Genomic DNA, 13,061 nt, shown 5'->3' with positions numbered 1-13,061 from the left:
CGCCGGGGGAAAGGGCGTGAAAGGTGAGAGAGCGCCGGGGGAAAGGGCGTGAAAGGTGAGAGAGCGCCGGGGGAAACGGCGTGGGAGGTGAGAGGGCGCCGGCAGGTGGGAGAATGGAACCGGTGCCGGGCGGTATGCCCCACCAACCACAGTGCTAATACAGCGGGGCTCCCTGAACAAAGGGGCCTGCGCGAACCACTACGAAATGGATGACCCATGCCCTCGCCCTCAGGCTCCAGTACCTTGAGCAAGCCCGCCCCACGCTTTGCTTCAATCGGCTCCCCGTATTTCGGCATCATGCTGGCCGTCATGGCCGTGGTGCTGATCCTGTCCAACATCGGCGCGTCCAAGGGCGTCGCACTCGGGCCAATCCTGACCGACGGCGGGTTCTTCCTGTTCCCTCTCGCCTACATTCTGGGCGACGTGATGAGCGAGGTCTACGGCTTCAAGGTGGCGCGCAAGGCCATCATCACCTCGTTTGCCCTCTCGGTCTTTGCGTCCCTCTGCTACTGGATCATCATCGTGTTGCCTGGTTTCAGTGACGACTACAGCACCGCCAAGCAGGCAGCCATCGAGGGGGCCCTTGGGCCGGTGCCGCTGATCGTCCTTGGTTCACTCCTTGCCTTCCTGGCAGGTCAGACCATCAACTCATGGATCCTCGTGAAGATGAAGGCCCGCACCGGCGAGAAATCCCTGTGGGCACGCCTGATGGGCTCGTCCGTGGTAGGTGAATTCGTGGACACCCTGATCTTCTGCAGCATCGCCGCATCGGTCATCGGCATCACGGACTTCGGCTCATTCCTGAACTACGCCCTGGTTGGCTTCGTCTACAAGACCGCCGTGGAGTTCCTGTTCGTCCCCGTCACGGTGCTGGTTGTCGGCTGGATCAAGAAGCGCGAGCCCAGCTACGGGGTAGTCGCTGCGTAGCCTCGAACTCGGCGACTAGGAGTAGTACCGGCCCAGCGTCTCCGCCTTGAAGTCGAAGAAGTCCCCGGATTCGATGGCCAGTCGGGCATCGTCCACCATCTTCACCACGAAGCGTTCGTTGTGGATGGAGATGAGGGTTGCCGAGAGCATTTCCTTGGCCTTGAACAGGTGGTGGATGTAGGCCCGTGAATAGTTCACGCACGTGTAGCAGTCGCATCCATCCTGCAGGGGCCCGAAGTCGGTTTTATAGCGGGCCCCGCTCAGGTTGAACCGGCCAAACGGCGTGTAGAACGCTGAATTCCGGGCCACACGGGTGGGGGAGACGCAGTCGAACGTGTCGGCGCCGTTCTCGATAGCCGTGAAGATGTCGTCCGGTTCGGAGATACCGAGCAGGTGCCGGGGCTTGTCCTCGGGCAGTTCCTCGTTGCACCAGCGCACAATCGTGCCCAGGTTTTCCTTCTCCAGCGCCCCGCCGATTCCGTACCCATCAAAGGGCATGGCGCCGAGGTCCTGGCAGGCCTTGCGGCGAAGGTCCTCGTACTGGGCGCCTTGGATCACGCCGAACAACGCCTGGTATGGCTTGCCCACGCGGGACGAAGTCAGGGAAGCGTGCTCCTCCAAGCACCGTAGCGCCCACAATCGTGTCCGCTCCAGCGACTCCTCCTGATACGCCCGCGAGTTCTGCAGCGTGGTGAGCTCGTCGAAGGCGAACATGATGTCCGCGCCGATCTGGTGCTGGACCTGCATGGAGATCTCGGGGGAGAAGCGGTGCCGGTCACCGTTCAAGTGGGACTTGAACCAGACGCCGTCATCATCGATGTGAGCAAGCCGTTCCTTGCCGGGCGCCACCGCGTCATCCGGACCGGAGCTGTCCACGTTCTTCATGTCGATGACCTTCTTGAACCCCGAGCCCAGGCTCATCACCTGGAATCCACCGGAGTCCGTGAAGGTCGGCCCGGACCAGTTCATGAACGCGCCCAACCCGCCCGCGGCGTCGAGGATTTCGGGCCCGGGCTGCAGGTACAGGTGGTAGGCGTTGGCAAGGACAGCCTGTGCCCCGAGTTCCGCGATGGACTCGGGCAGCACTGCTTTCACGGTGGCTTTGGTCCCGACGGCGATGAACGCGGGCGTCTGGATGGTCCCGTGCGGCGTGGTGATGGTTCCGGTGCGGCCCAGGAAGGCGCCGCCGTTGGCCTCTACCTGGGCGTCCGACGGCGAGCACGTTTCAGTCAGGCGCTTGCCCACCGAAAAGGAGAACTCGGATTGCCGGTGGGACAAACCGGGCAGCGCAGGGGAGGATGCAGGGGCAGATGAGGAAGCTGGCACGCTACCAAGTGTGCCAGCTTTACCGGGAGCAGCCTGCCGAAAAAACCCTAGGACCCGTAGTTCGACTCTTTCCAGTTGTCCCACGAGGACCGGATGTCCGCCAAGGTGTGGGCCCCCAAATCGTAGGTGGAGGCAATCACCATGGACCCGCCGTCGGGCCTCTTCTCCGGAATCGGCAGCTGCTCGGCGACGATCAGCAGCCCTTCCCCGTGCTCGGCGTAGCTGTGCACAGTCAGGCCAACCTGGTGCCGGCTCTTGAACCAGACCTTTCCGGAAATCTTCTCGCCCGTGGACAGCGTGAGCGAATACTCATCACCGACGGGCGGCAAATCCCCGAGCCCCAGCTTCTCGATCGCCGGCCCGCCCTTGCCCGGGAGGGAAACGAAATGCGTCCGCCGGTGCCCGTGCGGGTGCCGCTCCAAGGCAAAGCGCAGTTGATGAAGGAACGTGAGCCATCCCTGGGTGATGTCCTCGTCCCAGTCAGCCCACTCGGAATCGTGGTCCAGGGCCACCCGGGTGACCCGCACTTCCGTGCCGCCGGAGACGGGGTGGAGTTCAAAGACGTCGCCGCCGTTGACAGCCAGGCTCGTGTGATCGGGCCCTTCCACAACGTCGGTGTTGAAGTAGATCTGCTTGATTTCGGCAGTGAGATCATCGGCTTCCCAGCCATGCCATTGGGCCACCAACGACGGTTCACGCAGCATGGTCCAAACCTGCTGTGCATCGGCATTAACCACAACGCTCAGATTGTTCGTCATGGCCCCGAATCTACCGCCGTTCGCGCCCACATAACAGCCTTGCAGCAGCGTTAGGCGCGCACCGATTCCAGCTCATTGCCGATCCTCCGGGCCAACTCTTCCTCGCCGATGGTCTTCGAACCGCCGTGCGCGCGCAGGAACATCAGCGCTTCGAGGCGCAGGAACCGCCATTCGCGCTCGGCTTCGTGGTTGCCGTTGTCGATTGCGCGGAAGATTTCCTTGTCGTACAGATTGGGTTCGTTGAGTGAGCGCTGGCGGACCCTGGCATTGATCCGGGCCTTGAACGGGTCCTCTTCCTGGGACTCGGGTGCGCGCAGCAGCTTCTCGTAGACGGCGGCCCGTTCGGTCTGCCCGGCTTCGCGGCAGATGAAGCTGGACAGCGCCAGCGCCCGTTCGATCGACGCCCAGCGGTCCAGGTTTCCGTCGAACGGCAGCACGTTCAACAGGTCCGCCACGGCCAAGGCGTGGTCCGGATCGCGCAGCACGATGCAGAGGTCGAACGCGAGGTCGCTGAGGTCCCGGAGGCAGCTTCCAGACTTCGTGTTGATTCCCTTGGCGAGCCGTTCGGACAGTACCTGCACGCCGTTCTTGCCTTTGTGGTTGGCGGCGGCGGCACGAACCACGGCTTCAGGGGTTCCGTCGGGCTCGGGGATAAGGGCTAGCTCTTCGGCGCCGGGGCCCGTGTACGCGGGCGGCGTTTCCGGGCGGGGAGGCACGACGACGGCGGGTCCGGCGGAAGCCTCGGCGTCGGTTTCCGCGGGGGTGCTGGAGTCTGGGGTGCTGGAGCCTGGGGTGCTGGAGCCTGAGGTGCTGGAGTCGGGGGCTCCCGATGCTGCGTCGCCGTCCCTGGCCGCATCGCCTGGGCCGGCCGAAACTCCGTCACCCACAGGAACACTGGACCCGACAGCGATCCGCACCGTGCCGCCGTCGACCATTGTCACCAGCAGCAGCGCGGCCACGCCGTAGTCGTCATGCTGCACCTCGATGCTGCCGATTTCGGCGGCTGGCCCGTCGCCGGGCGGATAGACAAAATCTCCGGGCAACAGGTCCCCAGCCTGCTTCTCTCTGTATTGCTGTGTGGCTGGGCTGTGAGTCATCGGAAGTCCTTTGGTTCTCTTGGGGTCCGCCGTCCAGTCTACAAAGACCGGCCGGCCCGGGGGCGGGGACCCGCTAGAGAACGATGCCCGAGAAAGCCAGTGCCTGCCGCACGAGGTTCCCGCGTCCGCCGTCGAATTCCTGCTGGACGTTCTCGCTCAGCACCTCTTGGGGCGTCATCCATGTGAGTTCGAGGGCGTCCTGGCGGGGTTCGCATTCACCGGTCACGGGAATGATGTAGGCCAGCGAGACGGCGTGCTGGCGGTCGTCCGTGAAGCCGGTCTGCGACGGAGCCGGGAAGTATTCCGCCACGGTGAAGGGAACGGGGCTGATGGGCAGCTGCGGGAAGGCCAGGGGACCGAGGTCCTTTTCCATGTGCCGGAGGAGCGCCGCGCGGATCGTTTCACGGTAGAGGACGCGGCCGGAGACGAGGTAGCGGACCATGTTGCCGTCGGCGTCGCCCTGCAGGAGCGTGCCAACTTCGTTCACATACCCGAGCGGATCCAACCTGACCGGGACAGCCTCCACGTAGACCATGGGGAGGCGGCCGCGGGCTTCGAAGAGGTCTTCATCTGAAAGCCAGCCTGGATACGGGTCGGGTGTACGTACGCTCATGGTTAAGTTCTACCCCATCCCCAGCCGAACTTCCGTGGCGGCGTCCCGGTGGCTGCGGCGTTACGCTCTCGGCGGTATTAGAGCGCCAGAATGGATTCGAGGGGCTCCCCGGATGTTATGCGCGCAAGGATGGCCGGCTCGGCCGCGTCCGACGCGAGTGCCTTCCCCAGCACCTCGCGGGCAGCTTCGGGGGAGAGGATGACCAGCCCGTTGTCGTCGCCCAGGACAAGGTCGCCGGGGTTGACCTCCACTCCTCCGCAGTGCACTGGAACATTGACGGCGGAGCCGGTCCCGTACAGGCGTTTGGTGGTCAGGCATGACGTCCCGCGGGCGAACACCGGAAGGCCGGCCTCCCTCAGTTCCAGGACGTCGGTGGCCACGCCATCAACCACGACGCCGGCCGCTCCTTGGGCGAGCGCCGCGGCTGCCGTTACGGCCCCCACGGGCGCGTGCTGGTGGTCACCGCCCATGTCCACCACCAGCACGTCCCCGAGTTGGAGCGCGAGCAGGGCGTGGTTCATGGCGATGGCGTCGTGGTCCTCGATGCGTACGGTGACGGCGGGTCCGGCGATTTTCACGTTTGCCAGCAGCGACTGGATGGCAGGGGAGACGAAACCGTCCTCGAGGAAGTGGCCGATGGTCGGGTAGCTGACTGCTGCCAGGTCTCCAAGGAGTGTTGGGGTCATGGGGTTTCCTCCGGGGTGTCCGGCGTGATGTTAGCCAGCACTGCTACGCATTCGATTTCCAGGGACACGCCCCACAGGCTCACGCACACGGTGGTCCGCGCCGGCTTGGCGGTGCCGAAGTACTCCACGTACACCCGGTTGTATTCCTCCAGCTGGTCCTGGCTGGTCAGGTAGGTGTTGACCTTGACTACGTGTTCAAGGCTGGATCCGGCGGCTTCCAACACGCCCGCGAGGTTCTGGATGGTTTGCCGGACTTGCCCTTCAAAGGTGTCCGGCTGATGGTCCAGGCCGGTGATCGCGGGGATCTGGCCGGAGGTGAAGACAAAACCGTTGGCAATGACCGCTGGGGAAAAGGGCCCGACGGCGGGGGGGGGGGGGGGGGGGCCAGCCTGGCGCCCGATGGTGCTTGGCTTCACTTCGCTTCCGCGGCTTCCGTGGAGCCGGCCAGGGCCGGAGCTTCATCGACGGCGTCGATGTTGCCGTACCGGGTCTCGGTCAGCAGGAAGAGGGCCACCAAGGACAGCCCGGCCGCGGCCATGATGTACCAGGCGATCGAGGAGCTCTGTCCCGTCATGCCCAGCAGCCACGTGGTGACGAACGGCGTGGCGGCGCTGCCCAGCAAGCCGGAGAGCATGTAGGCCACGGAGAGGCCGGAGTAGCGGACCTTGGAGCCGAAGAGCTCGGCGAGGAACGTGGCGATGGGGCCGTAGTTGGCGCAGAACGCGGTCATCATGGCCAGGTAAGCAACAAAGAGCAGTGCCACCGACTTGGTATCCATGAGCCAGAACATGGGGAACGCGAGGGCGGCCTCGGCGGCAACGCCGGCGAAGATGATCGGTTTGCGGCCGAACTTGTCCGAGAGCTTGCCGAAGAACGGGATGAGGAACAGCCCCAGGATGCAGGATGCCAGGACTACCCAGAGCATCAGGCTCTCGGAATGGCCCAGTTCCTTCTTGCCGTAGGAGACGCCGGAAGCAACCAGCAAGGTGAACGTGCTGCCCGTGGACAGGGTGGCGACGCCGCCAAGGACCACCTGCTTCCAGTACTTGGCCATCAGTGCGGCGAACGGCATCTTCGCCTTGGCGCCGGCGGTCTTGACGGCCTGGAAGGACGGGGTTTCCTCAATGTGCAGGCGGATGTAGATGCCCACGCTGACCAAGAGGACAGATGCCAGGAACGGGATACGCCAGCCCCACGAGTACAGGGCTTCGGTGCTGACCGTGGAGGCCACAATCAGGAAGGCTACGTTGGCGATGAGGGTGCCGGCGGGAACGCCAACCTGTACGAGGGAGCCGTAGAAGCCGCGGCGGGCGGGAGGAGCGTGTTCAACCGTCATGAGGACGGCACCGCCCCATTCGCCGCCGAGGGCCAGGCCCTGGATGACGCGCAGGAACAGCAACAGGAGCGGGGCCATGATGCCGATGCTGTTGTAGTCGGGCAGCAGGCCGATGGCGAAGGTAGCCGCACCCATGGTCAGGAGGGAGACCAGCAGCATGGACTTGCGGCCCAGCCGGTCACCGAAGTGACCGAAGATGATGGCGCCCACCATGCGGGCAATGTAGGCGGAAGCGAACGTACCGAAGGCCAGCATGGTGCCGACGATCGGATCAAAGCTGGGGAAGAAGATCTTGTTGAAGACAAGGGCCGACGCCGTCCCGAAGACGAAAAGGTCGTACCACTCGACGGTGGTGCCAATAACGCTGGCGAGGGCAATCTTGCGCATCTTTGCCAGGTCGAGCCTGGACGATGATGCGGGGGCAGTATCTACCGTGTGGGCCATCAGATTCTCCGGATGGGGTGCGGGGACGAGTGTCCGGTGCAAGGTAGCTACAACTATGGTGTGTGCCCGATCACACCATCAATGGCATAAATTCCATCAAAAGGGAGCTTGGAATGTGGGAACACACATCGGCTCGCCCCTGCGCCCGCGAGAGAGTTACGCCCATGCCACCACCAACCTGGCCGTCTTCGCGGGAACGGCGAGATCGATTCCCGTGAGCTCCTGGAAGCGGTTGAGCCGGTTGAGGATGGTGTTGCGGTGGCAGAACAGTTGCTCGGAGGTGACGGTGACGTTGCCGGTGGCCAGGTAGTTCCGGACTGTTTCGAGCAGGCGCTCGCGCTCGCCGCCCCGGCACTCCGCCAGGGCTTCCTCGAGTTCCGCGGCGAGGTCCAGCCCGGCGTCCTGCAGGTTTTGCTGGGCCAGTCGCGCCCAGGCCGAGTCGGCGGAGAGCGGTCCGGCATCGCGGGGACGCAGGAGTGCCGCGAGGCTCTCGGCTGTTCGGGCCGCTGTTGGGAGGGCGCGGAGGCCAAGGACCTCGGGCACGTAGCCGCAGGGGACGTTCACGACGCCGGGTGGCAGCTGCTGACCTTCGGCTTCCGGGCTGCGCGTCTCGCCACGGGGTTCAGGGCCGCGGGTCCGAACTGCAGGCAGAGCCCAGAAAACATAGGTGTTGCCGCCCGATTCATGCAGGAACAGCCGTTGCCGGAGGTGCTGCCCGGATCCGAACTGGGACGTTGCCGCCCTGAGCCGCGCCCCGGGATCGCCGCTGGCGGCCACCAGGGCAAAGCGTGATTCAGGGTTGATGCCCAATGCGGAAGCCACTTGGGCGGAGGTTTCCGAGGAAGGGCTGCTCTGGTTGAACAGGCGGGCAATGAACTCGCGTTGAATGCTCGATTCTTCCTGGGCCATCCTGACGCGCTCGGTCAGGTAGCTGGTGTGCGTGCGGGTGGCGAACTCGTCCACGACGCTCCACACCTGGTCCACCCGTGTCGCCAGTAGGGCGGCGTCCGCAGTGTCGGCGATTTCCAGCAGTTCGGCCCACAGAATGCTGAAGTCCAGGCGGACGGCAGAGGTGAGGGACTCTGGTGGAATACCGGCCCTGGCCCGCTTGGAACCGAGGTCCGAGGCGAAGTCGAGCAATCCTTCGCTGCTGTCCGCCTTGCCATTCCTGAGGCCGCTGATCAGGCGCCGGAATGTCTCCCGCGCGGTCTCCTGGATTTCCAGGACCGTCACTTGGCTTTCGCCGTATTCGGGGATCTCGCGAACCCTCGTGGTGAAGGCCTGCGCCAAGGTGTCCAGCCTGCCTTCGAGCTCATCCACCAACTCGGCCCAACGAACAGAATGCCCTGAAGTTTCGGAATTGTGCATTCACACATTCTAGCGCCCTGATTCCGTGGTGTATCGCTAGTCTTTTTGGGGAAAACTACTGGCACTATGGATTGAGTCACACAAATTTGCCCGGGCACCCCCAACGTCCGGTCCCGTTCGCACTCATGGAGCAACTATGGCAAGCACGGTCAGCGGAGCCACGGACGCAAGTCCCACGGCAGTACGCGTCGTCGATGAAAGCGTTACCAAGAAGGTGGCCCTGGCTGCCCTCGTGGGCACTGCACTGGAATGGTACGACTTCTTCCTTTTCACCACAGCCGCTGCGCTGGTGTTCAACGCACAGTTCTTCGTTTCCCAGGACCCCTTCGTGGCGGCCATGGGTTCCTTCGCTACGCTCGCGGTCGGCTTCGTGGCCCGCCCGATCGGTGGCTTCATCTTCGGTGCCCTTGGGGACAAGGTTGGCCGCAAGAAGATCCTCATGGTCACGATCGTGGGCATCGGCATTGTCACCGGCCTCATCGGCCTCCTGCCGAACTACATGACCATCGGCCTGGCAGCCCCCATCCTGCTGGTGGCCCTGCGTATTGTCCAGGGCCTTGCCGTGGGTGGCGAGTGGAGCGGCGCGGTGATCATCGCCGTCGAGAATGCTCCAGTGGAGAAGCGCGCACGCTACGCCGCCCTGCCGCAGATCGGTTCCCCGATCGGCACCATCCTGTCCTCCGGTGGCTTCTTCGGCATGCTGTTCCTGGTGGGCCAAACGAACTTTGACGCGTGGGGCTGGCGCATCCCGTTCATCGCCGCCATCCCGCTGCTTGCCATCTCCCTGTGGATCCGCAGCCGACTCAGCGAATCACCCGAATTTGAAGCCCTGATGGAATCCGGAGAAACCGAACACGCTCCCATCCGCGGCGTCCTGAAGAACAGCTGGCGCCAGATCCTGGTGGGTATGTGCTCGGCGTTGCTCGGCATCGGCGGTTTCTACCTCATCACCAGCTTCGTGGTCTTCTACGGCACCAAAGTCCTCAAGCTGCCCTCTGAACTCCTGCTCATGGGCACCCTGCTGGCTGCAGCCCTGGAGATCGGCGCCCTCATCTGGGCCGGCCGACTGGGCGAGAAATTCGGCGCCAGCAAGGTGATCCTCTGGGGCGGCGTGGCCTCGGCGCTTATCGCAGTTCCCGTGTTCCTGGCCATCGACAGCCGCAACCCCGTCCTTGTTGTCCTGGGCATGATGATCGGCGTCGCCGTCCTCTCCATCCCGTACGCCGTCTCCGGTACCGCGTTGACTGCCCTGTTCGCCACGAAGGTCCGCTACACCGGCGTCGCCATCACGTCCAACACCGCCGGCGTCATCTCCGGCTTCGTGCCGCTGATCGCCACCGCCCTGGTGGCAGCCAACAACTCCTTCTGGCCCGGCGCCATCATCCTGCTGGTGGTTTCCGTGCTGACGGCGCTGTCCGGACTGTTCCTCCCCGCCCTTTCCATCGAAGAAGAAGGAATGAAGCATTGAGCACCACCACCGCAGGCCACCTGATTGTCGGCCAACTCGAACGCGCGGGAATCAAGCGCGTCTACACCGTGCCGGGCGAGAGCTTCCTCGACGTCCTTGACGGCTTGCACGGCTCGCCGATCCAAAACGTGGTGGCCCGCCAGGAAGGCGGCGCCGGGTTCATGGCACTGGCCGAAGGCCGTCTGACCGAGCTCCCGGGCGTCGCCATGGTCACCCGCGGTCCTGGCGCAGCCAACGCCTTCATCGCCATCCACACCGCATACCAGGACGCCACGCCCTTGATCCTGTTCGTGGGCCTGATCCCGGTAGCCGACCGTGGCCGGGAGTCCTTCCAGGAGTTCGACATCAACGCCTGGTTCGGCAGCACGGCCAAGAAAGTGGTCACGCTCGACGACGCCGCCTCCGCAGCCCGCGTTGTGGACGACGCCATCTTCACGGCCCTCAGCGGCCGACCCGGCCCCGTAGTGATCGGCCTCCCGGAAGACGTGCTGGTACACGTCGTGGAGAACGCCACCGTCGAACCCCGCAGGATCGCCCGCCCGGAGCCAGCCCCCGTTGACCTGGATGAGCTGAACCAAAAGCTGGCGGCGGCACGCAAGCCGCTCGTCGTCGTCGGCGGTGAAGGCTGGACGCAGCAGTCCGGCGAGCAGCTGGCCGCCTGGGCAAGCCGCAACAGCATCCCGGTGGTGGCCGACTTCCGTGCCTACGACGCCGTCCCGCACCGCAGCGACGCCTACGCCGGCTTCCTCGGCTACGGCCGCAGCGACGCCAACGCCCAACGCCTGGACGACGCCGATCTGATCGTCTTTGTTGGCTGCGTTCGCGGTGACGTCCTCTCCGATGGCTACAAGCGCGGACTGAACGCCGACACCGTGGTGGTCAACGCCGACGCCAACCTCCTGGGCCACTTCGGCCGGGTGGACCAGCACATCATCGCCGATGTCACGGCGTTTGCCGCGGCCCTCCCTGGCACGGCCGGGGCGGGCAACCGCGAGGAAGGCTGGTTCGCCAGCGCCCGCGCCGATCAGATAACGTTCTCCACGCCCCGGCCCGACGGCGGCATCGGCGTCGACCTTGGCGTCGCCATGGAAGTCCTCACAAAGGAAATGGCCGACGACGCCGTCCTCACCTTCGGCGCCGGAAACCACGCCCTGTGGCCCGCACGGTATCTGGACCACAACTCGGCCAACTCCCTGGCCGCTCCGCGCAACGGCGCCATGGGCATGGGGATTCCCGCAGCCGTGGCAGCATCGCTGGCATACCCCGGCCGCCAGGTCATCTCCGTCGCCGGCGATGGCTGCTTCATGATGAACGGCCAGGAAATCGCCACGGCCATGGGCTACGGCGCCGCGTTCATCGTTTTGGTGGTGGACAACGGCATCTTCGCCACCATCCGCGAGCACCAGGAAGCGCACTACCCGGACCGCCCCTCCGGCACCCACATGACCAACCCGGACTTCGCCGCACTCGCCCGTTCCTACGGCGGCTACGGCGAGCGCGTGGACCGCACGGAAGATTTCTCGGCAGCGTTCCGCCGCGCCGTCGACTCCGGCCTCCCGGCCTTGCTGCACCTGCCGCAGGACCCCACCACGCGTTCTCCCAAGACTTCAACGAACTGACCGGAGCCTCCTGTGATTCAGCTTCAGAACATCATCAACGGCGAGTCCGTGGACGCCGCGGCCAGCCTGCCGTTCTTCGACCCCGCCACCGGCCAGCAGATCGGCACCGCGCCTGACAGTGACGCGGCCGCCGTCGACTCCGCCTTCCAGGCCGCTGCCGCAGCTTTCAAGAGTTACAAGCGCACGACGCCGGGAACGCGCCAGTCGCTGCTGTTGCAGCTGGCCGACCTTATCGAGGCAAATGTTGACCGTCTGGTCGAGGCCGAGGTTGCCTGCACCGGCAAGCCGTCCGCCCTCACCAAAGAGCTTGAAATCCTGCGCGGCGCGGACCAACTGCGCTTCTTCGCCGGAGCATGCCGAGTGGTTTCAGGGACGGCCCAGACTGAGTACGTGGAGGGCTTCTCGTCCACCATCCGGCGGGAGCCCATTGGTGTGGTTGCCCAGATTACGCCGTGGAACTACCCGTTCATGATGGCCATTTGGAAGATCGGGCCAGCCCTCGCGGCGGGCAACACCCTGGTCCTCAAGCCTGCCGACACCACCCCCTGGTCCACTCTGGTCCTGGGTGAACTGGCACAGCAGGTCTACCCGGCCGGCGTCGTTAACGTTGTTTGCGGTGGCCGCGAAGCCGGCGCCGCGATGGTGGACCACGACATCCCGGAGATGGTCTCCATCACCGGCTCCACCCGGGCCGGTGCCCAGGTCATGTCCGCGGCGTCCAAGACGCTCAAGGACGTTCACCTTGAACTTGGCGGCAAGGCGCCCGCCGTGGTGTTTGCCGACGTCGATATCCGGCGGACCGCCAGCGAAATCGCCCTTGCGGCCTTCTTCAACGCCGGCCAGGACTGCACCGCGGTGACCCGAGTGCTGGTCCACCAGGACATCCACACGGAATTCGCAGCAGCCCTGGCCGATGCCGCTTCCGCCTTGAAGGTAGGGGGCGAGGAGGCCGACCTTGGCCCGCTCAACAGTGCCGCCCAGTTGGAGCGGGTGGAGGGGTTCATGTCCCGGCTGCCTGCCAACGCCCGCGTCCTGTCCGGCGGCAAGCGCACCGGAACCGGCTTCCACTTTGAGCCGACAGTCATTGACGGTGTGTTCCAAACAGACGAAGTGGTGTGCGATGAAATCTTCGGCCCTGTGCTGACGGTCCAGCCGTTCTCCACCGAGGAAGAAGCGATCGAGCTCGCCAACGGCACCAAGTACGCGCTGGCATCGAGTGTTTGGTCCGAGAACCATGGCGTAGTCACCCGCGTGTCCAACGAACTCGACTTCGGCGCCGTCTGGATCAACTGCCACCAAGTGATCCCGGCCGAAGCACCGCACGGTGGCTTTAAGCACTCGGGCACCGGCAAGGATCTCTCGGTGTTCGGCCTCGAGGACTACACCCGCATCAAGTCCGTCACCACCTCGCACCGCTAG

12 protein-coding genes are annotated in these 13,061 nt (G+C 64.8%); 4 read left to right on the top strand and 8 right to left on the bottom strand.

What is annotated here, in order from left to right; all coding sequences use genetic code 11:
• The first annotated feature begins 216 nt into the window (after positions 1–216).
• On the top strand, positions 217–927 hold the full coding sequence (locus LN996_RS12015) for a queuosine precursor transporter (protein ID WP_231340610.1): 711 nt from the start codon (positions 217–219) through the stop codon (positions 925–927).
• A 15-nt stretch (positions 928–942) separates the two neighbouring features.
• Here LN996_RS12015 and tgt read toward each other — a convergent pair whose 3' ends face one another.
• The 8 genes from tgt to LN996_RS11975 all read right to left on the bottom strand — a co-directional run bounded on the left by tgt (position 943) and on the right by LN996_RS11975 (position 8,555).
• Entirely contained in the window at positions 943–2,253 is a 1,311-nt protein-coding gene (tgt, locus tag LN996_RS12010; RefSeq protein WP_231340609.1) for a tRNA guanosine(34) transglycosylase Tgt, read from the bottom strand.
• A gap of 47 nt (positions 2,254–2,300) precedes the next feature.
• Positions 2,301–3,011: an SRPBCC domain-containing protein gene (locus tag LN996_RS12005; protein ID WP_231340608.1), complete on the bottom strand. Its 711-nt coding sequence runs from the start codon at positions 3,009–3,011 to the stop codon at positions 2,301–2,303.
• A 50-nt stretch (positions 3,012–3,061) separates the two neighbouring features.
• Positions 3,062–4,108: a DUF6707 family protein gene (locus tag LN996_RS12000; protein ID WP_231340607.1), complete on the bottom strand. Its 1,047-nt coding sequence runs from the start codon at positions 4,106–4,108 to the stop codon at positions 3,062–3,064.
• A 73-nt stretch (positions 4,109–4,181) separates the two neighbouring features.
• Positions 4,182–4,721 (bottom strand): NUDIX hydrolase family protein, encoded by a 540-nt coding sequence (locus LN996_RS11995; RefSeq protein ID WP_091465301.1) that lies wholly within the window; start codon positions 4,719–4,721, stop codon positions 4,182–4,184.
• Positions 4,722–4,798: 77 nt separating this feature from the next.
• On the bottom strand, positions 4,799–5,407 hold the full coding sequence (locus tag LN996_RS11990) for an RraA family protein (RefSeq protein ID WP_231340606.1): 609 nt from the start codon (positions 5,405–5,407) through the stop codon (positions 4,799–4,801).
• Complete coding sequence (locus LN996_RS11985; protein ID WP_231340605.1) at positions 5,404–5,823, bottom strand: RidA family protein; 420 nt, start codon at positions 5,821–5,823, stop codon at positions 5,404–5,406. Before LN996_RS11985 ends, LN996_RS11990 begins: the two co-directional genes overlap by 4 nt.
• Complete coding sequence (locus LN996_RS11980) at positions 5,820–7,187, bottom strand: MFS transporter (RefSeq protein WP_231340604.1); 1,368 nt, start codon at positions 7,185–7,187, stop codon at positions 5,820–5,822. The genes LN996_RS11985 and LN996_RS11980 overlap by 4 nt, the downstream gene beginning before the upstream one ends.
• Positions 7,188–7,343: 156 nt before the next feature.
• On the bottom strand, positions 7,344–8,555 hold the full coding sequence (locus tag LN996_RS11975; protein ID WP_231340603.1) for a CdaR family transcriptional regulator: 1,212 nt from the start codon (positions 8,553–8,555) through the stop codon (positions 7,344–7,346).
• A 136-nt stretch (positions 8,556–8,691) separates the two neighbouring features.
• On the opposite strand from LN996_RS11975, the gene LN996_RS11970 reads away from it, so the two are divergent.
• From LN996_RS11970 to LN996_RS11960, 3 genes are read left to right on the top strand one after another with little or no spacing between them, the layout of a single operon-like run.
• Complete coding sequence (locus LN996_RS11970; RefSeq protein WP_231340602.1) at positions 8,692–10,023, top strand: MFS transporter; 1,332 nt, start codon at positions 8,692–8,694, stop codon at positions 10,021–10,023.
• Positions 10,020–11,642, top strand: a complete 1,623-nt coding sequence (locus tag LN996_RS11965) for a thiamine pyrophosphate-dependent enzyme (RefSeq protein ID WP_231340601.1) — start codon at positions 10,020–10,022, stop codon at positions 11,640–11,642. The genes LN996_RS11970 and LN996_RS11965 overlap by 4 nt, the downstream gene beginning before the upstream one ends.
• A 12-nt stretch (positions 11,643–11,654) precedes the next feature.
• Entirely contained in the window at positions 11,655–13,061 is a 1,407-nt protein-coding gene (locus tag LN996_RS11960) for a gamma-aminobutyraldehyde dehydrogenase (RefSeq protein ID WP_231340600.1), read from the top strand.

The sequence above is a fragment of the Arthrobacter sp. AK01 genome, assembly GCF_021109375.1.
Taxonomy (GTDB): domain Bacteria; phylum Actinomycetota; class Actinomycetes; order Actinomycetales; family Micrococcaceae; genus Arthrobacter.
The sequence above is the reverse complement of the archived record's forward strand: the minus strand, read 5'-3'. Positions and strand labels throughout refer to the sequence as shown.